Genomic DNA, 20,800 nt, shown 5'->3' on the forward strand with positions numbered 1-20,800 from the left:
GATCGGACAGTGGTCGACCTGCCAATGGGCAGAGGGCAGGTACTGAACCATCTAGCCGGTTTATTACCCACAACCGCGGCGCAGATTCCCGATCACCGTGGTGCGCCCCACTGGAGAACGCCTCGGACATGGCTCGGGGCGGGCTGGACAAGCGACGACTCCGCCGCCCGTCGGGGCGGCGGAGTCGCGGATCGTTCGTATGCCGTGTGTCAGCCCAAGGGCCTCAGCAGCACGGGAAGCGACTGGTAGGTGTTCATCAGGAAGCTCGGCATGGGCTCGAGCTCCTTCGGCTCACAGGCGAGCTCCATCTCCGGAAACCCGTCGAAGAGTTCGGCGAGGGCGAGCGCCGATTCCACTCCGGCGAGCGGGGCCCCCATGCAGCGGTGCGAGCCGTGGCCGAAGCCGAGGGTGTCGCGGTCCGTGCGCAGGACGTCGAAGCGCGCGGCCTCCGGCCCGTAGCGCTCGGGGTCCAGGCCACCGGCCGCGAAGGAGACGAGGATGGGCTCGCCCTTGCGGATCAGAACGCCGTCGAGATCGATGTCCTCCACGGCGAACCGCATGGGTGAGTACGCCCCGGGCGTGTGCACCCGCATGGTCTCGGCGGCCACGTCCTCCCAGGTCGCCCGGCCGGCCCGGACGTGTTCCAGCTGTTCAGGATGGCACAGCAGCGCACCCACCGCGTTGGTGATCAGGGCGGCCGTGGTGTCCTGCCCGCCGGCGATCATCAGGAAGAGGGTGCCGAGCAGCTCCTCCTCGCTGAGCCGGTCGCCCTCGTCCCGGGCCTCGATCAACGAGGAGGTCAGGTCGTCGCCGGGCTCGGCCCGCTTGGCGTGTACCAGATGGGCCAGGAGCGTGAACGCCTCCGTCCTGGCCGCCGTCATCTCCTCGGCGGTGATGGTGGTCTTGAAGACCTTGTGCAGCGCGGTGCACAAGGCGTTCGTCGCGGGCCCCTGGGGCACCCCGAACAGTTCGCAGATGACCCGCATCGGCAGCAACTCGGCGAAGGAGGAGCGCAGGTCGACGGGCGTGCCGGGCGGGATGTCGGCCAGGCCGGCGACGAGTTCGGCCGTGATCTCCGCGACCCGGGGCCGCAGCGCCTCGGACCGCCGCGCCGTGAAGGCGCCCGCGACGAGCCGGCGCAGCCGTGCGTGGCTCTCCCCGTAGGCGAAGAGCATGTTCTCGTTGGCCACCCAGGGATACAGTGGCCACTTCTCGGTTATCTTCCCGTCGATGAACGCCGGCCAGTGCCGGCGGGCGTCCTTCGACACCCGCCAGTCGGTCAGCAGCTGCTCGACGTAGCGCTGCCGCACGACGGCCCAGGCGATGACACCGCCCGGCAGCTGCACCTGAACGGCTGGTCCCTGGGACCGCAGCATCGCGGCCTCTCCGGCAAGGTCACGCCCCGTCACATCCAGGGCGTAGGGGCAGGCGGTCGTCTTCATCGTCGTACTCCCTGGGTCGATGTTGCGCAATGTCGTTGCACTGTGCCCAGGGGAGGGGTCCCCCGCCCTCCCCTCCGGGGACGCCCGAGACGCCCCCGACGATGTGTTCGCCGGTCAGCCGGCTGCCTTGACCTCTTCCGCCTGTTGCGCTCGCACGGCCTCCTCGTACACCCGGGCCCCTCGGTCGGACTGGATGTCGAGCTGAAGGAGGACCGCGGGGACGGCGATGCTCGCCATCAGGTGCCGCTGCATGTCGGAGACCCGCTCGGGCAGATCGGCATGACCGGTCATGATCTTGGAGAGGATCTGGACCCCGGTGAAGGCACCGACGAACATCCGAGCGGCGGCTGCGACATCGACGTGCGGCAGCAGCTCTCCGTTCTGCTTGGCCCGGTCGAGGATGTCGTTGTTGTGCTCGATCCACCCGCTCATCGGCACCCGCCTGTCCAGCCCGTCGTGCGGGGCCCCCTGGTCCACGGTCAGGCGAATGCTGCCCCGCACCAGGGGATCACCGACGGACAGCAGATGCGCGAGGAGGAACGCCTCGTCCAGGCCCTGCTGGAGCACCAGTTCGCGCGGTGGCACCACAGGGACGGAGGCGAGCTGGTCCGTCAGGACGGCCTGGGCCAGCTCCTCCTTGGAGGCGAAATGGAAGTACAGCGCCCCCTTGGTGACATTCGCCCGCTGGAGGATCTCCGAGATCGTCGCCGCCTCGTACCCCACCTCGGCGAACACCGCGGCGGCGGCGACGAGGATGGACTTGCGCGTTCTGATCGCGCGTTCCTGCAACGCCACGGCGACACCTCCGCGCTAGCCCTCAGGACTTGGCTTCCCCAGCAAATAAACCGACAGGTTTGTATCCTGCCACCCATCCGACGGGCGATCAAGCAGTACTCCAGCGATCTTCCCCTTAAACAGCAATTGTCCCCCTTTGGGGACCGTGCCTTCAGGTATCAGCGGCTGAACAAAACCTTACGGGCGGTATTTGTTGCGCCCTCGATGGGACATGCCGAGCGGATATACCCCTCCCCTCGCACAGGAAGCCGACATTCCGCTCTTGATCCACGAGAAAACCACCTGAGAGGGAGCCGCTGGTGAGTCGCGCTTTGCCAACTCTTGGCTTGATAAGAAAACCGGTAGGTCCGTATCTTCTGGCTCACTGCACGTCCACACTTCCGGATCTGCAACCACGGGGGAGAGGGTTCATGGCCCTTCTGATATCCAGGCCCGAGAAGCGCACTACAGTCCCGGGCCGCACCGACACCATCCCGGCTCCTGCCCTCCAGAATGATCTTCGCGCCATCGAGGATCTGGCCTTCGGCGGGCCGGGCGCCGCGCCGGCCGAGGAACTCGCCCGGCTGCTCTTCGACCACGCGGGTGACCGCGACCGCGTCCATGGTCCATGGCGACGGCTGATCGCCAACGAAACGTTTCGGCACCATCCGAATCTCTCTCCCGCCGAGCGAGCCGCCCAGTCGTACGACTGGCTGCGTCTGGTCAACGAGACCGTCGGGGAGGCCGAGAGTCTGGCGCGGGACGCCGACCTGCTGGCAGGCCTGCACGAGTGGACGGCGATCGTGGACGGCGGCGGGGGCCTGTGCACGGTGGCGAGCATCCACTACAACCTGTTCCTCGGCAGCCTGCTGGACCACGAGGCCGACAGCCCCCGGGACCTGTCCGACTTCACGACCATGCGGCGGACGGGCACGTTCCTGTGCACGGAGCTCGAGCACGGCAATGACAGCTCCGCCCTGGAGACCACCGCCGAACTCGACACGAAGACCGGCGGGTTCATCCTCCACACGCCGCATGCCGGCGCCCAGAAGTTCATGCCGAACACCAGTACCACAGGTGGCCCCAAGAGTGCCGTGGTCGCCGCCCGGCTCATCGTCGACAGCCAGGACCAGGGTGTCTTTCTCTTCCTCACCCCGCTCAGCGACGAGAAGGGACTGCTGCCGGGCATCCGCGTACGGCGGCTGCCCTACCGTCCCGGCGCACCCGTCGACCACTGCCTCACCGCCTTCGACCACGTACCGCTGCCGCGCGAGGCCCTGCTGGAAGCCGACCACGGCCGACTCGGCCACGACGGCACACTGACCAGCAACCTGGGCAACCGCCGCAAGCGGTTCCTGCGCTCGATCGGACGGGTCACCGTGGGCAAGCTGTGCATGAGCGGCGCGGCCGTCGGCGCCTCCCGGGCCGCTCTGGCCATCGCCGTCCGCTACGGGCAGCACCGCCGCGTCAGCGGGCCCCGGGCCGGCGAGCTCATCCCCGTCAACACCCATCGCACCCACCACGGCAGGCTGCTCGAAGCGCTCTCCACCGCGTACGCCATGACCTTCCTGCACCGATCGGTGGTCTCCCGCTGGGGGCAGCACACCGCCGAGGAACGCGGCGACGTCGAGCGCCTCGTGGCCGTGGCCAAGGGCTGGATCACCTGGCAAGCCCGCGGCATCACGATCGAGTGCCGCGAACGGTGCGGAGCGCAGGGCCTGTTCGCCGTCAACGCCCTGGCCGGCTTCCCGGAGTACGTCGAGGGCACCGTGACCGCCGAGGGCGACAACCTCGTGATCTGGGCGAAGGCGGCCGCGGAGCTGCTCTTCCACCACGAGGCCTCGGGCGAGGCGCCCTCCGCGGCCCGAGCCGGGGCCGACGACATGGCCGATCCGCGGTTCCTGCGGGATCTCCTGGCCCGTGCCGAGGCCGTCTGGCAGGCACGCGCGCGCGTGGCCCTGCGCCGGGGGCCGTCCAAGGACCCGATCGCCCGCTGGAACACCGCCTCCTCGGCAGCGCTCGAGATGGTCTCGGTGCATGCCACCCTCAGAGCGGCCGAAGCCTTCCTCGATGCGGTGGCCCATGCCGCCGACCCAGAGGCCCATGACCTCCTCGAACGGCTCTGCGTGCTGTTCCTGCTGCACCAGGTCGGCAAGCACACCGGTGACCTGCTGGCCGACGGGCACATGAGCGTCGAGCAGGTCCGCGAACTGCCCTCTCTCCTCGACAGCCTGGCCAACGACCTCGCCCCGCACATGATGACGCTGGTCGACGCCTTCGACTTGCCCGCCGAGTACCTGGACGCGGTGCCCATCGCCAACAGCGGCTGTGTCCCGCTCGCGGACTACGCCGGCGCCCCGGAATAAAGCACGCGCCGACGGCACCCGCACCGCGTCCCACGGGGCCGGACGGATCCGCACCCCACGGCGGACCGTCGGTCCTCGCGAGCCCGCGGCTCTCCCCCGTCCGGCAGCGCTCTCCCACGACCGGCCTATTACGCCGTAATGGACTCGCGGTCCCTCACCCGTCCCATTACGTCGTAATGGCCCCCGCCTCACAGCGGCAGCGACACTCCCCGCCCCCGCGCCTGCGGCGACGGAGGTCCGCCCTCCGACCGCTCGGTCTTGCGCCCCTTGCTGCCCGGCGCCAGCGTGCGGGGATCCACCGCCTCGGCGGGCGCCCCGGTGGCGTACAGCCCGTCGGGCACGGTGTCCCGGTCGTGCGGCAGCAGCCAGAACACCCGGCGGCGGAAGGTGCCCGAGGACCGCGACGGCTTGGCCCCGGGACCGAGCAGGGCGTAGCCGACCATGCGGCCGTTGCGGTGGTACGCGGGCTTGCCCCGGCGGGAGGGCAGCCGGTCCAGGCTCTGGCGTACATAGTCGAGCTCGCTGATGTCCTCGAGCCAGACGAAGTCGACCTCGTGGATGATCTCGTCCTCTTCTATGAGGGCGCTCATGCTGTCTCCTCGTCGGCGACCAGTCCGATGCCCGGGTAGTACTTGCGCTGGTTGGACAGGATCATCTCCTTGGGCGACGCCAGTCCCACCAGTTCTCGGACCCGTGCCGCAAAGGCCCGGGACGAGACGGCCGGGGCGCCCTCATTCTGACACCACGTCTTGTAGACCGCGTAGAGCTGTGCCTGTTCCGCCCTCAGATCCGCCCCGAGCCGGCAGGACTCCGCCAGGAACCGCCCGGTGTGGTCCTCGGTCTCCGCGTACGCCGTGGTGGCGATCCGCACCCGCTCCGGACCGGTGAGGTTCTTCTCGCCGCTCAGGTAGCGACGGGCGCCCAGGATCAGCCAGTTGAGGATGCCCGGACCCTCTTCGGTGACCAGGATGTCCGCGAGGTTGTCGATCTTCCGGTCGTCGGAGACCACCCGCTCGAACGGGATCAGCCGCATCCGGCGCCAGAACGCGAAGCCGCCGGTGCCCACCTCGGGCCGGTGGTTGCCCAGCAGCCACAGCTTGTGCGTCGGCTGGAAGCTGAAGAAGTCCTGCCGCATCCGCCGTGCCTTGATCCGGTCGCCGCCGGTCAGCAGCTTCACCCGCGCCTCGTCGAACCGGTCCCCCGGCTTGACCTCGTTGCACACGATGACCCGCCGCCCGTGCAGCTCGGCCAGGTCGGTGGGGTGCCCCTCGTAGGGCCGGGCCATCAGGAAGCCGGGCGGCGCGGCGTCCGCGTAGTCCCCGACCAGCTTCATCAGCACGTCCAGCAGTACCGACTTGCCGTTCTTGCCGGAGCCGAACAGGAACGGCATCACCTGGCCGCCGACGTCCCCGGTAATGGAGTAGCCCAGCAGCAGGTGCAGGAAGTCGATCATCTCCGCGCCCTCCGGCCCGCCGCCGAAGGTGTCGGTGAGGAACCGGTCCCAGCGCGGGGTGGGCATCGCCTGCGGGGCGGCCGTGGTGGAGCGGGAGTGGAAGTCCTTGTCCGGGTCGGGCGTACGGATCAGACCGCTGCGCAGATCGACGACGCCCGCCGGTGTGCACAGGGCGTACGGGTCGGCGTCCAGCCGGGCGGCGTTGAGGACCATCCCGGGCGCGGACTTGGCCTGCATCAGCATCGCGTTCATGCCGCTGGTGCTCAGCGCGCGCCGCCGGTGCTGCTGGAGCGCGCTCGCGCTGTGCACGCCACGGGGGTCGTCGGTGGCCAGGGACTCCGCCAGGTCCCCGGCGGCCCACAGCACGGTGTCGTCCTCGTCGATCTGCCAACGGGTGCTGTCCCAGCGGTACCAGCCGAGCCCGGGGACGTGCCGGTAGTCGTTGGAGTAGAGCCTGACGAACAGTTTGGCGTTGCCGCGGTCGCTGAGCGTGTCGGGCACCAGCCCGTCGGCGGTGGCCTCCCCGTCCTGCCCGCCCGCCGGCAGGCGGCTGTCGGTCGCCTGCCGGGGCATCTGCGGTCCGCGCTGGGCGAGGATCTGGGCGGCTACCGCCTGCGCGTCGAAGAGCGCGTTGTCGTCGGTGGTCACCCGCGGCCTCCGGGGAACAGCGGGCGCAGCCGGCCCGCGCTCAGACCACTGCGGATGACTGCGCGGTAGCGCCGCTCCTGCCCCGGCCTGGCGCGCTCCGCGACCTCGGTCAGCACCCGCTCGGCCTCCTCCTCGGCCAGCTGCCCTGCGGCGACCAGGCCTCCAGCGGTGTACGCGGCCCGGTTGAGCTTCTCGGAGAACCCCGCACCCTCGGCCACGGCGCCACACGCGGCCACCTCGGCCAGGACGGCCGTCAGGGCCCGTCCCACGGCGTCCTGCCCTCCCCCGGCGGCCAGGACGGCCTGCCGGGCCCTCGGGGGCACCGGACGCGGCACCGGCACGTGCGAGGGCGGCAGGTGGCCGGTGCGCTCGAGTTCGCGCGCCAGCCAGCCCGGTAAGGGCGATGGTTCCCGCACTGGTCCCACCGGTTCGTACACCCCCGCCTCGGTCACGGTGCCCGGCGCGACGATGTACCCGCCGTGCGCCCGTACGTCGACTTGCCAGGCCAGCGAACGCCCTCCGCCCGATCCGGCGGAGCACTGCCAGCGCTGCCCGCTGTGCGCCCGGTACCAGACATGAAGGCCTCCTGAGGGCGTGCGCACGCGCAGGGTGGTCTCGTCCTCCGCCGGGCTCCGCTCGCCGTGCAGGGCGGCCAGGATGCCGATGGTGTGGAAACCGTTGGCCAGGCCTATCAGGTCCACTTCCGCGGAGATCCCGATGCCGGGCAGCAGCCGGTTCCGGTCGGGCAGCGGCTGGGCGTGTGCGTCGATGTCGACGACCACCAGGCCCGCGGGGCCGCAGGCGACCCCGACACCGAAGCCCGGGTTCGCCCGCCACCACTGTTCGATCCTGGCGTAGTCGAGCGTGGCGGCGTGGAATCCGTGGCACCAGCGACCGGCGGCCGGGCAGCCGCATCCCCGGTGGGTGTGGCCGGGCTCCCGGCAGGCCTCGCAGTTGCCCGCGGGCGTCTTGCGTCCCGGTACCAGCGGGTGCACCGGCCAGCCTCGGCCCGCACACCAACGCGCGGTCGCGAGGGGCTTGCCCGCGTCCTGCGCGACGGCGGACGGCTGCCATGAGTCGCTGCGTGAAACCCGCAGCTCACGCGCCATCCACATCCCCCATCAGCGACCGAAGCGACTCAACGATTGAGACAGATTAGCGAACCACGAAGACAGAAGAGGACACATGGGAAAACAAAAAGGACTCATGTGCCGCTCCCGACCCTCCAGCGACCGAGCGACGAACCCCCAGCGACCCAACCCCTTTCGGTCGCTGCCTCAGTAGCTCAACGAATCCGCAGGTCAAAGGGTACGGGCAACGCTCAACAGCGACTGAAGCGACTGAAGGCTTCTATATATGACGCACACACGCGCACACGCACACGCGCGAATGTCCTCATAAACCCCGACCTTCGGTCGCTTCAGTCGCTGTTCTGCCCCCCAACACCCCGCTGACCAGGCTCTTTCACTCAGCGACTGAAGCCGGCCCCGCCGGTGTTCGGTCGCTCCCCTTCAGTCGCTGCCGGGCAACCGGATCCCCCGCACCGGGCCGCAGCGACTCAAGCGATCCTGCAGCAAACCTGACCGCGCGCTCCCCATCCCGCCGCACGGTCGCTTCGGTCGCTTCGATCGCTGTGACCCGATGTGGCACGGGCCACACCGCCTCCATGTCACGAACGGCCGGGCCGCTTCCATCTGGTGGTCGTCAGCGACAAGCGGAGAAGAACGGCAAGGACAGGAAGGACGGGGAGAAACAATGAGCGCGCACCTCGAAGCCGGGACGAGCACCCCCCACCGCGTCGTGATCCTGGGAGCCGGATACGCGGGCCTGTCCGCGGCCGTCCAGCTCGCGGCCCGGGTCAGGCGGCACGAGAACATTCAGGTGACCGTGGTCAACGCCCAGGAGCGGTTCACCGAACGCATGCGGCTGCACATGACCGCGACGGGACAGCAGCCGGCCGAACTGAGCATCCCGGAGCTGCTCGCGGGCACGGGCGCGCGGTTCGTCCGCGGCTGGGTGACCGCGGTGGACGCGGACGCGAGGACCGTACGGATCGACGACGACCGGGAACTGCCCTACGACAGGCTGGTGTACGGCCTGGGGGGCGTCGCCGGACAAGCTCCGGGCGGTCACCACAGGCGCCACGCACGAGATCCTGAGGCCCTGAGGCCCTGAGCTATTACGTCGTAATAGCTCGGCGGCGCCCCCTGCACCGTGCGGCCCATTACGACGTAATAGCGCGACTCGAGTGCCGTCCGTCAGGCTGCTCGGCGTGACCACCGCCGGTCCGCCGACACCAGCAGCCGCACGGCCGGTGATCCGCCCGGACGTCATCGTCGTGGGGGCGGGGGCCGGCGGTGCCGCGGTCGCGGCGCGCCTCAGCGAGGACCCCGGCCGAACCGTGCTGCTGCTCGAAGCCGGGACTGTGCCCCGCCGCAGGGCCGCATTCGGTTCCGGGCTGCTCGACGCTCGCCTCGTCCCCGGCGCGCAGCCCGGGCACGCGGCTGTGCAGCCGTACGCGGTGCACCTCACCCCGGACCGTCCGTACACGGTGCCCCGAGGGCGCTTCCTCGGAGGTTCGACCACCGTCAACGGTGGCTACTTCGTCCGGGCGCGACGGGACGACTTCGACCGCTGGTCCGCCCGGGCCGGCCCCGCATGGTCCTACGACCGGCTGCTTCCGCTGCTGCGGCGGCTGGAGAACGATCTCGACTACGGCGCCGACGAGCTGCACGGCGACCGTGGGCCGATGCCCGTGCGACGCACGGATCTACGGCACCCCGCCGCCGCGGCCTTCCAGGCCGCGGCGCACGAACTGGGCTTTCCCGAGGACCCCGACAAGAACGCCCAGGACGCCCCGGGGTTCGGGCCCATGCCGTCCAACACTGTGGGTGGAGTGCGCTTCAACACCGGCATTAGCTACCTGCTGGACGCTTTCGAGCGGCCCAACCTGACGGTGGAGGGCAACTGCCGGGTGAGCAGAGTCGTCACCCGGCATGGCCGAGCGACCGGCGTGGTCGTCGAACGCGAGCGGGACCACACCGTCCTGATGGCCGGTGAGGTCGTCGTCTGTGCCGGTGCCTTCGCCTCGCCGCATCTCCTCCGCCTCTCCGGCATCGGCCCGCGCGCCGAGCTCGAACGCCTCGGCATTCCCGTCGTCCTGGACCTGCCCGCCGTCGGCGCCCGGTTCAGCGATCACCCGCAGGTGGTGATGGAGTGGATGCCACGCCACCTCCTCGACCCGCCGCCCGGCTCGTGGCTCGGCGCGGGCCTGCACCTGACGTCATCGGACGGCATCCACCCCGGCGACCTGGAGATCCTTCAGTCACTCGCGCCGATCGCCGGCCTGGTCAGCGGAAGGCCGGCTGTCACCGACGGGCCCCTGGCGTTCCTGGTGTCCGTCCACTCCCCACGGACCAGCGGACGGCTCTTCACGCGGTCCGCCGACCCGGCGGTCCTCCCGGGTATCGACTACGGCTACCTGCGCACCCCCGGGGACAGACGCCGCCTGCGCGAGGCGGTCCGAACGACCGCGGCTCTCCTCGCCACCCGTGCCTTCTCCGAGATATCCCTGGGACTGGTGGAGCCCGGACCGGAGGTGCTGGACGACGATCGGGCGCTGGACGAGTGGGCAGCGACTCGTCTAGGGACGTCCCACCACACCTGCGGCACGGTGCCCATGGGCCCCCCGGGGGCCCATGATGCCGCCGTCGACCACTACGGCAGGGTGCACGGCCTGGCCGGACTCCGTGTGGCGGACACCTCGGTCCTGCCCACGGCGCCGCTGCGCGGCCCCGCGGCGACCGCCGTCCTCATAGGCGAACTCGTTGCCGAGGCCATCCGCCGGGAACTCCCCTGAAAGCCCGGCAAGCCCGGCAAGCCCGGTCGCATGCGACCCATTACGACGTAATAGCGCGGCTCAAGCGCCGTCCGTCAGGCTGCTCGCACAACCGCGTCACCGCTTCAGGGAGCCGGAAGGAAGCCCGCTGATGGCCTCAGCACCGTGGAACTCGACGTTCGAGACCGTCCTCCAACGGTGTCTGCCCGGCCTGGGCATGGACAGGGCTCCCGCAGCCGACGAACCCCTGGAGATCTACGAACTGGACTCGCTGGCCCTCATCGGCATCGTCAGCGAACTGGAGTCGGCCTTCGGTATCAGCCTCACCGGGCAGGTCGTGGTCCCGGTGCGCACCCTGACCGCCGGTCAGCTCTGGGACATCGTCTCCGCCGCCCGCCCGGCCTCCCCCCGCAAGCAGGACCCCAGCCCCTGGGCCATCGCCTGACGGTCGGGCTATTACGCCGTAATAGCCCGCCACACGAGCCAACTTTCCCTTACTAACGTGTCAATGGCAGCTTTCGATCATGGACGTTAGTAAGGTAGCCCCCATGAGTTCTCCAGCCACCGCCAGCGACCGCGAGAAGGTCGTGTCCAAACTGCCGGGATGGCTCCGGCAGGACCTCAAAGTGAGGGCCGCTCAGCACGGCCTCGAGATCCAGAGCGCCGTCGAGCAGGGCATCGCCGCCTGGTGCGACCTCGCCTCCGCCCTGGAAACCATCGACACCTCCGGTGCCGACTCCTTCTCCACCTTCCTCCCCCAGGGCCAGTGGGACACCTTCAAGCGGACCGCGGCCGACCGCGGGGTCTCCCTCATCCAAGGCCTCGCCCAGTCAGTCAAACTCTGGCTCGACACCAACCCCGCCCCCGATGTCGTACGACCGGCCGTCACCCGGCGCATCATCGTCTGCAACCAGAAGGGCGGCGTCGGCAAGACCGCCATCACCGCCGGAACCGGCGAAGCGATGGCCGAGGACTCCAACAAGCTCTACCCGGTCCGGGTCGCCAAGCAGCTTGTCGCCGCTCTCCGCGCCACCGACAGCCCCGGCCAGGACAGCGACCCCCTCGACATCGAAAGCGTCCCCGGACTCGGCATGCGGGTCCTCCTGGTCGACTTCGACCCCCAGAGCCACCTCACCAACCAACTCGGCGCCGCTCCGCTGCCGATGAACGGCGACAGCCTCACCAACCACATGGCGGGCGACCCCAAGGGCGATCTGCGCGACCTCGTCGTCTCCATCGACGAGGACAACTTCGGCGGCCGGCTGCACCTGCTGCCCGGCTGCAACGACGCCTTCCTCCTGGACGTACGCCTCTCCGCCGTACGAGCCCGGGAAGCCGCCCTCGAGCGGGCCCTGGCTCCCCTGGAGCCCTATTACGACGTAATTCTCGTCGACTGCCCGCCCAGCCTCGGCCTGAGCATGGACGCCGCCGCCTACTACGGCCGCCGCCGGGAGAGCGAGAAGCCCGGCCAGTCCGGCGCCCTCATCGTCGTCCAGGCCGAGGACAGCTCCGCCGACGCCTACGAGCTCCTCACCACCCAGATCGAGGACCTCCGCGGCGATCTCTCCCTGGAGATCGACTACCTGGGCATCGTCGTCAACCTCTACGACGGTCGCCGCGGCTACATCGCCACCTCCTCCCTCCAGGGCTGGGTCGACATAAAGGACCCCCGAGTCGTCGGCCTCATCGGCGATCTGAAGGAGCAGAAAGAAGCAGTCCGTGTGAAGCAGCCCCTGCTGTCCTACGCCCCCAAGTCCCAGCAGGCGGTCAGCATGCGCGCCCTGGCCCGGGAGATCTCATGACCAAGAAGGCCGACCAGCTGGGCGCGGGCCGCTTCGGCAGCTCCGCCCGCCCGGTCAGCGCCCGCCGTGCAGCGGTCGCGGCGGCCACCGGAGTTCCCACGGACGGCGTCGCCCCGCCCACCGAACTCCCCACCCACCGCATCAGCCTCAACCCCGACAACCCCCGTTCCAGCCTCGGCGATCTGACCGACCTCGCGGGCAGCCTCGGCACCCACGGCCAGAAGCAGGCGATCACGGTCATGAACCGCGACACCTACATCAAGGCCAACCCCGATCACGAATCCGGCCTGGAGCCGGACACCCACTACGTCGTCATCGACGGCAGCAGCCGTCTGGCCGCCGCCCGCGAGGCGGGCCTCGACAGCATCAAGGTCATGGTCAGCGACGACCAGGGCAGCACCTCCGAGGAACTCCTCGAATCCGCCCTGGTCGCCAACATCCACCGCCAGGACCTCGACGAGCTGGACGAGGCCAAGGCTCTCAACCGGCTCCTCGCCATCCACGGCAGCCAGACGGCCCTTGCCAAACGCCTCCACCGCTCCCAGGGCTGGGTCTCCCAGCGCCTCGCGCTGCTCAACCTCACCCCGGAACTCCAGTCCCGCATCGGCCAGGACCCCATCGACCTGCTGCGCGCGATCGGCAACAAGCCGGCCGAGGAGCAGGAAACAGCCCTGGAGGAGCTGAAGGCGGAACGCGTCCGTAAGGAAGAGGAGCGGCCCGCCCAGAAGCCGGGCAGGCGCCCGGCGGCCCGTCCCGTCCCCGAGCCCTCCGCCCCGTACGACGTGATGGAGGAAGCAGGACCGCCCCCCGAGCCAGAGACCACGGTCGAATCCCAACTCACGGTCGAGTCAGAGACCACGGTCCCCGAACCGCGCACCGACTCCACCATCCTCCCCAAGCTCCCCTATGACGACGGCGCCTTCCTCGCCATGCACCTCATCCGGAAGATGACGGACACGGAGTTCGACAAGATGCTCCGCATCCTCACCGAGCACCAGGCACAGCGCGTGTCCGTCGACCCGGCCTGATGCGGGGGCGGGCTATTACGCCGTAATAGCCCGCCCCTCCGATGACCGCTCCAGGTCGTCAGTTATTACGCCGTAATAGCCCAGGGTGAGTCCGCTCACCGAACCGAGGCGCTCTTCGCACCCCTGGCGCGCGCCGTCGGGTGCGCCCGCTACTACGGCCGCATCGCATGACTGCGGTCGGTCGGCCGCCCCCCGGTGCCGTGCACCGCTCCCACGAGCAAACGTGGCTGAGCCCGGAACCGGGTTGCTGGAAACATACGCGCGCCTTTCCGTCCGGCGTCCCCGCCATCGTGGCTGACTTTCGTGGGCTGAGGTCCATGCGGGGGAGCAGTGTGAGCGACCGTCGGAACAGCAGCCACCCACGGCCTTTGGACGAAGTAAGAGAGCGCCGCCCCCAAAAGCATGCTGACCTGCGGAAATGCCCCTCACCACCCAGATCGGCGGATCTGCCAGGCAGTTCCTGCAGCATGTGAGGGCGTTCCTGTGGACTGGGCACCACGATCCTAGGAACCGCCTGAACGTCCTGAGGAACGCGGCAGATTGACTTCACGTTCATCAAGGAAGCCCGAGGAACCCTCATCCCGCCCTCATCCCGCCCTCATTCGTGACGCTTGAGTGCCGCTCGGGTGTCATTCGGGTGCCGCTGAAGGACTGCCTGGCCTCAAGCGACACGGCCGGGGGGAGCAGGGTTTATCGACTTCCTGCTCATGTACGTTAAGTTCATCTGGTCGGCCTGACAGCCGCCCGTCATGAACTCTCCAGCAACGAGGCACGGAGGCCCTGTTGGGAACAGCGCGCAGACTGCTGGACGCTGACACAGGCGAGATCGTTCCCTATGCGCCGTATGCCTTCTCCGGCCGTCACACACAGGTCGACAAGGCGCGGGTGGAGGCGATCACCGAGAGCAAGGCTTTCACGCCCAGCCAGAAGTTCCTCGTCCTGTGGTGGATCGGTGTCTCCCCGGAAGGCATGGAGCCGCTCCGGGCGACCGGAGCGGACATCGCCAAGCGGGTCGGCATGTCCACGGACGCGGTAGGGAAGATCAACCGGAAGCTGGCCAAGCACCGCGTCCTGATCGTCCGCGGCCGCATCGGCAACTACAACTTCTACCGGATCAGCCCGTACATTGCGTTCCACGGAACGGGAATCGAGCAACGGGAAGCCATCAAGACCTGCAACCCGCCGCACATCCCCGGTTTCGACGAGTCAACCCCTGCACGGTGGGAGGCCAAGTGAACAACGCCAAGGACATGACCCTCCGCCTGCTCGAGCACACGGCCGGGCTGCCCGCCAACCAGCGCCTGATCCTCATGCTCTACGCGGCGCACCCCACCGACCGTGCCGGCACGGTCAGCAAGACCGCCGCCGAACTCGCCGAGATGCTCGGCATGTCGCCCACGGTCTTCTCCCGCACCCGCCGCCTGGTCGTCGAGGCCGGCTGGCTGGAGGAGTCCGAGCGCCTGGGCCACATCCGCTACTACCGCCTCAGCCCCAAGGCCACCGGCGAAGACGTCGTCGTCCCCCTGCGACGGGCGACCTGACCGACTCCACGGACGTGGCTGATTGACGTCAGGTTCATCAGCCACGTCCGTCAGGACGTCTCGCCTGCGCACGAGGTCCATCGGCGTCGAATGTCGCCGCCTTCGCACCAGACCCCCTGACGAGCGGGCTCCGGACGCCCCGGAGCCCGCTCCGGCATGTCGCGCCCCCTGCATCCTCCTGTCGATCTCGCTAAAGATCGCCCACAGGACCGCTCGCGTACCAGGGGACGGCGGCTCACCTCCCGCTCACGCCGTCAGCCCGGTGCTCACCACCCCGTGCCCCCGTACGGGTGAGCCGCCCTGCCCAGGGGTCCCCTGTCAGACCCGGTATTCCCGCAAGTAAAGGCCTCAGAGCCTGGCCAGGAGGGCCCTTGCGCTGCTGTGAAGCGCTTACTGCGGATGGTGGCCGTTCGCCTTCACCACACTTCCCGGAGATAGGGGGTGCCCGGCGGAATAGGGGTGGAGGGCCGCGAACCGGAACCTAAGCTGCATTGATCACTGGTGCCTTGCCGCGAGGGGATGGAAATGCCGGAGCTCAACTCCTGGCGCGTGATTCACGAAGAAACACGCGACGATGTGGTCCTCGCCGTCGATTACGACGTGACAGGGCGAGTGGAGGCCCGATTCTCGGACCTGGCCGCCCGGTTGACGGACCTCGCGACGAGCCCTTTGCCGTCGATTTGGGAAAGCGTTCAGCCGCCGCTCGGCGAGGAAAAGGGTATGTCCGGCGACGACTACGTCAAGCGCTGGTCGTCGGAGATCGCCGAACACGGTCCGCGGGTCTCCACGGTGCTCGGCTACTGCGCCGGCGGCACCTTCGCCGCAGGTCTCGCCGACGAGATCGCCCGCGCCCAGGGCGCCTCGCCCCGACTGGTCCTCATCGACCCGGAGCGGCCGAACGAGCAGACGCTGCGCTACCACTTCCACAAGGTGGTCGGCGGTCTCGCCACCGGACTGCCCGCCGAGCAGGTCACCGAGGCCCAGGAAGCCGGTCGCCTGATCACTCAGAGCGGCAGGCCGCTGCACGAGATGGCCGTCGAGCTCACCGACCGCTTCCAGCGCCTGGTCCCGGCCGCCTTCGCGGCCGCCGGCCTCGACGACAGCTTCGCCGAGGAACTCACCGGGACCTACGCCTCCTTCCTCACCTACCTCATCGCCGCCACCGGCGTCGACCACCGGCCCGGCTGGCGGCGGTCCACCACCCTGACCTCCCGCACCCCGCACAGCGGCCTCAACCCGGTCCCCGCGGCGGAGCGCGCCGGCCTCGTCGCCGACGAGCGCCGACTGGACGTCGAACACATCGACCTGCTGCGCGACCCCGGCGTCGCCCGCATCGTCCTGGACCTGCTGGCGTGACCGGCACGCACTTCACGTCGACCCGGAATTCGAAGGAGCCTGGATCCGTCATGCCGTATTCTCCGAGCGTCATCGGCACGGTCCGGGCCAGCCGCAAAGAGGAAGCGCTCTGGCTGCTGGAAGGACTGGTACCGGAAACCGGGGTGAACAACCTTTCCATCGCCTTCCGGGTGGAAAGCCCTCTGTCGATACCGCTTCTCGAAAAGACGCTCACGCACCTGATCGGCCGCCACGAAATACTGCGTACGGTTTTCCACGCCGAGGAAACCGGAATACGCAGGGGCGTGCTGGGAGCCGGTGAAGCGGCCGTGCCCGTCGCCCGTACCGTCCTGGACGGCCCCGCCGACCGGGTGGGCGAGACGCTCACCCGCTTCGTCGCCCGACCCTTCGCCCTCGACGGCACCCCGCTGCTGCGCGCCGGGTACTTCGAGCACCCCGCGGGCGACCACTTCTGCCTGGCCGTCCACCACCTCGTCTTCGACACCACCTCCGCCGTCGTCCTGACCGGGGAGATCGCCGCCGCGTACACCGCGCTCGCCGCCGGGGAGGATCTCCCGGCCGCCCTCCAGGGCCGCGGCCCGGTCCGCGCCGAGACCCCCGCCTCCGAGAAGTCCTTCGCATACTGGCGGGACCGGCTCGCCGGCGCCCAGCCCCAGGACCTGGAGCTGAACTACGGCAAGCCCGACCGGGGCGAACAGCCCACCCTCGAGGGCGGCCAGGTGACGGTGCCGCTGCCCGCCGACGCGGTGGCGACCGTACGCCGTCTGACGAAGGAGCTGCGCGCGCCGGAGGCCGTCGTCCTGCTCGCCGCGTACGCCACCCTGCTCGCCGGGCACGGCGCCGGAACGGACACCGTCATCGGCTCGCCCGTCGACGTGCGCGGCCGGAAGGAGCTCGGCGCGCTCGGCTACCACGTCAACGTGCTGCCGCTGCGCATCCCGCACCGGCCCGAGGAGAGCTTCCGGCACCTGGTGCGCCGCACCCGCGACACCTTCTTCGACGCGCTGCGGCACAGCGACGTCCCCGTCGACCACCTGCTGTCGGAGATACCGCGCTCCACCTCGTCCTGGCGGCACACCCTCTTCCGGCACGTCTTCAACTACGTGCCGCAGAACGGGCCCGCCGAGTTCTCCCTCGGCGAGGTCCGTGCGGTGCCCGTCACCGTCGAGAACGGCAGCAGCAAGTTCGATCTGGAGTTCTTCCTGCTGCCCACCGCCGACGGCATCACCCTGCGCCTGGTCTACGGCACCCAGCTCCTCGACCGCGCGCACGCCGAGGCGCTGGCCGCCCGGTACGGCGCCCTGCTGACCGCGCTCGGCGCGGACCCCGACCGGGCCGTGGGCACCGTCGCCCAGTGCGGGCCCGGTGACCGGGCCGTCGTCGACGCCGCCAACGCCACCGACGCGCCCGAGGGCCCCGATGTGCCGGCGCAGATCGCCGAGCGGGCCGCTCGCACCCCCGACGCCGTCGCCGTCGAGGACGGCGAACGCCAGGTCACCTACGGTCAGTTGTGGAACACGGCGCGGCGCACCGCGCGGCTGCTGCGCGAGCACGGCGTCACCCCCGGCGGCCTGGTCGCCGTCCACGCCCCGCGAAGCCCCGAACTCGCCGCCGCCGTCCTCGGTATCTGGCTGACCGGCGCCGCCTACGTGCCGCTCGACCCCGACCACCCGCGGCAGCGCGTCGAGTACCAGCTGGCCGACTCCGCGACCCCGCTCGTGCTCACGGGTCCGGCGGGGGAGGTGCCGCCCGCGCCGGGCCGCGAGGTCCTCCCGATGCTGCCCGTCACCGACGAGCCGGCGCCCGCCGACGACCGGCAGGCCGAGGCCCCCGGCGACGGCACACCCGCCTACCTGATCTACACCTCCGGCTCCACCGGACGCCCCAAGGGCACCGTCGTCGGCCACGGCGCGCTCGCCAACCTGATCGCCCACTTCGCCGCCGAGCTGGCCGTCACACCCGCCGACGCCACCCTGTGGCTGACCACGTTCACTTTCGACATCTCCGCCCTGGAGCTGTTCCTGCCGCTCACCTCCGGCGGCCGGCTGGTCGTGGCCCCCGACGACAGCCGTCTCGACGGGGTGGCGCTCGGCGCGCTCCTGGAGCGCCACGACGTCGGTATCGTCCAGGCCACCCCCACCACCTGGCGCCTCGTCACCGACGACGCCGCCGAGGCGCTCGCCGGGCGGCGCGTGCTGTGCGGCGGCGAGCCGATGCCCGTCCAGCTGGCCCAGCGACTGCTGGACACCGGCTGCGAACTGCGCAACGTCTACGGGCCCACCGAGACCACCATCTGGTCCACCACCGCACTCGTCACCGCCGACCGCATCGGCCCGGACGACACCGCCGTCGAGGTCGGCGCACCGCTGCGCAACACCCAGGTCTTCGTGGCCGCCCTGAACGGCACCGAACTGCCCGTCGGCGTCGCCGGGGAGCTGTGCATCGCCGGTACCGGCGTCGCCCTCGGCTACCACGGCCGCCCCGAGCTCACCGCCGAACGCTTCGGCACGCACCCCGAGTACGGCCGCTTCTACCGCACCGGCGACACCGCCCGCTGGCGGGCCGACGGCCGCATCGAACTGCTCGGCCGCAGCGACCGACAGATCAAACTGCGCGGCAACCGCATCGAGCTCGGCGAGGTCGAGTCCGTGCTGCTCGCCCACCCCGACGTCGCCACCGCGGCCGTCGTCGTCGCGGGCGACACCAGCGCCGACGGTGTGCTCGTCGCGTTCGTCCAGCCGCGCGCCGGAGCCGGCGCCGGACTCGAGGACGCCCTGTGGGAGTACGCGCGCGCCGAACTCGTCGGCGCCTCCGTGCCGCACCACTTCGAACTCGTCGAGACCCTGCCCACCACCGCGAACGAGAAGACCGACTACCCGGCACTGGCCCGGCGCGCGGCCGACTGGCACGCCGCCGACCGGGACACCGCCACGGCGGCCCCGGCGGCCGAGAGCGCCGACCCGCTGGTACGCGAGATCGTCGGGTACTTCCGCGAGCTGCTCGGCAGCGAGCGCGTCGACGCCACCTCCAACTTCTTCACCAGCGGCGGCTATTCACTGCTCGCCGCCCAACTCGCCCAGCGTATCGGCGCGTCCACCGGCGTCCGGCTGCGCCTGGCCCAGGTCTTCGCCCAGCCCACGCCCACGGACCTCGCCGAAGCGGTCCGTTCACAGCGCGCGGCGGCCTGACCGGCCCAACCCCCCGCCCGCCCCACCCGCACACCCACCGGCACTTGTCACCGATGCCCCCTGGGCACGTCCACGAAAGAGCGTGTCATGCCGCAGACAGCACTTCCCGAGGTCATCGAACTCGACGACGACTTCATGCAGGACCCGCACTCCATCTACGCCCGGCTCAACGAGCGCGGCCCCCTCCACCGGGTGAAGATCCCGCAGGGCGTCCCCGTCACCGGCGGCCTGACCGTATGGCTCGTCACCGGCTTCGACGAGGTGCGCGCCGCCCTCTCCGACCCGCGCCTGAGCACAGACCTGCGCAGGACCGACGAACTGTTCGCCCGCAACCAGGCCGACTCCACCAAGCGCGGCGGCTTCTCCTCGACCATCGCCAACCACATGCTGCACAACGACCCGCCCAACCACACCCGGCTGCGCAAGCTCGTCAACAAGGCGTTCACCAGCCGTGCCGTGGAGCGGCTCGCCCCGCAGATCGAGCAGGTCTCGCACGAACTGCTCGACAGCCTGCCCGAGAACGAGACCGTCGACCTGCTCGACCTGTTCGCCTTCCCACTGACCTTCCGCATCATCTGCGCCCTCCTCGGCGTCCCCGAGGAGGACCAGGAGAACTTCAAGGAGTGGTCCAAGCAGCTGATCTCCGGCGGCTCGCCCGAGATCGCGGCGGCCGCGTCCGCCACCATGCACACCTACCTCACCGAGCTCATCGCGCAAAAGCGCCGTGAGCCCGCCGACGACGTCCTGTCCGCCCTCGTGGAGGCCCGCGACGAGGACGACCGGCTGGTGGAGAACGAGCTCATCTCCATGGCGTTCCTGCTGATCATCGGCGCCCACGAGACCACCGCCAACACCGTCTCCAACGGCACCTTCCACCTCATGACCCACCTCGACCAATGGGCCGCCCTGATCGCCGACCGCGACCTGCTCCCGGGCGCCATCGAGGAGTTCCTGCGGCTGGAGAGCCCCCTGAAGCACGCCACGTTCCGCTGTGTCACCGAGCCCCTCACCATCGGCGACACCGAACTGCCCACGGGCGACTTCGTGCTCATCTCGCTGGCCGCAGCCAACCGGCACGCCCACCGCTTCGACGGCGACACCCAGGAACTCGACATCACCCGGCCCACCAAGGGCCACGTCGCCTTCGGCCACGGCATCCACTACTGCCTGGGCGCGCCGCTCGCCCGCCTGGAGACCCGGATCGCCTTCGACGCGCTGCTCAGCCGCTACCCGGGGATGCGCCTGGCCGCCGACCCGGCCGAGCTGCGCTGGCGCACCAGCACCCTCATCCGGGGCCTGTACGCGCTGCCCGTCCGGCTGGTCCCCGAGCAGTAGACCGCAGCCACACCGTCCTTTCGACATCG

15 protein-coding genes and 1 pseudogene are annotated in these 20,800 nt (G+C 70.1%); 11 read left to right on the top strand and 5 right to left on the bottom strand.

From position 1 onward, the window contains the following. Positions 1–209: 209 nt before the first annotated feature. Together ACH45E_RS35890 and ACH45E_RS35895 are read right to left on the bottom strand one after the other, a co-directional pair. Positions 210–1,442, bottom strand: coding sequence for a cytochrome P450 (locus ACH45E_RS35890; protein WP_361457248.1), 1,233 nt, complete (start codon positions 1,440–1,442; stop codon positions 210–212). Positions 1,443–1,556: 114 nt separating this feature from the next. Beyond that, positions 1,557–2,237, bottom strand: a complete 681-nt coding sequence (locus tag ACH45E_RS35895; protein WP_361457251.1) for a ScbR family autoregulator-binding transcription factor — start codon at positions 2,235–2,237, stop codon at positions 1,557–1,559. 410 nt (positions 2,238–2,647) lie between these two features. Here ACH45E_RS35895 and ACH45E_RS35900 point away from each other — a divergent pair, with 410 nt between their 5' ends. After that, positions 2,648–4,582, top strand: coding sequence for an acyl-CoA dehydrogenase (locus ACH45E_RS35900; RefSeq protein ID WP_361457254.1), 1,935 nt, complete (start codon positions 2,648–2,650; stop codon positions 4,580–4,582). A 188-nt stretch (positions 4,583–4,770) separates the two neighbouring features. On the opposite strand, the gene ACH45E_RS35905 is transcribed toward ACH45E_RS35900, so the two are convergent. From ACH45E_RS35905 to ACH45E_RS35915, 3 genes are all read right to left on the bottom strand, one after another. Beyond that, positions 4,771–5,172, bottom strand: coding sequence for a DUF6009 family protein (locus tag ACH45E_RS35905; protein ID WP_361457257.1), 402 nt, complete (start codon positions 5,170–5,172; stop codon positions 4,771–4,773). After that, positions 5,169–6,608 (bottom strand): phage/plasmid primase, P4 family, encoded by a 1,440-nt coding sequence (locus tag ACH45E_RS35910; RefSeq protein ID WP_361457288.1) that lies wholly within the window; start codon positions 6,606–6,608, stop codon positions 5,169–5,171. The genes ACH45E_RS35905 and ACH45E_RS35910 overlap by 4 nt, the downstream gene beginning before the upstream one ends. Before the next feature lie 71 nt (positions 6,609–6,679). After that, positions 6,680–7,792, bottom strand: coding sequence for a bifunctional DNA primase/polymerase (locus tag ACH45E_RS35915; RefSeq protein ID WP_361457260.1), 1,113 nt, complete (start codon positions 7,790–7,792; stop codon positions 6,680–6,682). A 646-nt stretch (positions 7,793–8,438) separates the two neighbouring features. Here ACH45E_RS35915 and ACH45E_RS35920 point away from each other — a divergent pair. The 10 genes and pseudogenes from ACH45E_RS35920 to ACH45E_RS35965 form a co-directional block, all read left to right on the top strand. Further along, a pseudogene (locus tag ACH45E_RS35920) lies at positions 8,439–8,804 on the top strand (FAD-dependent oxidoreductase); the annotation flags it as partial. 151 nt (positions 8,805–8,955) lie between these two features. After that, a complete protein-coding gene (gene mftG / locus ACH45E_RS35925; RefSeq protein WP_361457263.1) occupies positions 8,956–10,542 on the top strand; it encodes a mycofactocin system GMC family oxidoreductase MftG in 1,587 nt (528 codons plus the stop codon). A gap of 130 nt (positions 10,543–10,672) precedes the next feature. After that, a complete protein-coding gene (locus ACH45E_RS35930) occupies positions 10,673–10,966 on the top strand; it encodes an acyl carrier protein (protein ID WP_361457266.1) in 294 nt (97 codons plus the stop codon). Positions 10,967–11,069: 103 nt separating this feature from the next. After that, entirely contained in the window at positions 11,070–12,323 is a 1,254-nt protein-coding gene (locus ACH45E_RS35935) for a ParA family protein (RefSeq protein ID WP_361457269.1), read from the top strand. After that, positions 12,320–13,351: a ParB/RepB/Spo0J family partition protein gene (locus ACH45E_RS35940; RefSeq protein WP_361457272.1), complete on the top strand. Its 1,032-nt coding sequence runs from the start codon at positions 12,320–12,322 to the stop codon at positions 13,349–13,351. The genes ACH45E_RS35935 and ACH45E_RS35940 overlap by 4 nt, the downstream gene beginning before the upstream one ends. Positions 13,352–14,134: 783 nt before the next feature. Next, positions 14,135–14,587, top strand: coding sequence for a MarR family transcriptional regulator (locus ACH45E_RS35945; RefSeq protein ID WP_361457275.1), 453 nt, complete (start codon positions 14,135–14,137; stop codon positions 14,585–14,587). Between the two features lie 14 nt (positions 14,588–14,601). Continuing rightward, positions 14,602–14,892, top strand: coding sequence for a replication initiation protein, RepL2 (locus tag ACH45E_RS35950; protein ID WP_361457291.1), 291 nt, complete (start codon positions 14,602–14,604; stop codon positions 14,890–14,892). Positions 14,893–15,612: 720 nt separating this feature from the next. Continuing rightward, positions 15,613–16,248, top strand: coding sequence for a hypothetical protein (locus tag ACH45E_RS35955; protein ID WP_361457277.1), 636 nt, complete (start codon positions 15,613–15,615; stop codon positions 16,246–16,248). A 50-nt stretch (positions 16,249–16,298) separates the two neighbouring features. Then, entirely contained in the window at positions 16,299–19,436 is a 3,138-nt protein-coding gene (locus tag ACH45E_RS35960; RefSeq protein WP_361457280.1) for an amino acid adenylation domain-containing protein, read from the top strand. A gap of 87 nt (positions 19,437–19,523) precedes the next feature. Further along, a complete protein-coding gene (locus ACH45E_RS35965; protein WP_361457282.1) occupies positions 19,524–20,771 on the top strand; it encodes a cytochrome P450 in 1,248 nt (415 codons plus the stop codon). The last annotated feature ends 29 nt before the right edge of the window (positions 20,772–20,800 follow it).

The sequence above is a fragment of the Streptomyces sp. NPDC020299 genome (genome assembly GCF_044387825.1).
Taxonomy (GTDB): Bacteria; Actinomycetota; Actinomycetes; order Streptomycetales; family Streptomycetaceae; genus Streptomyces.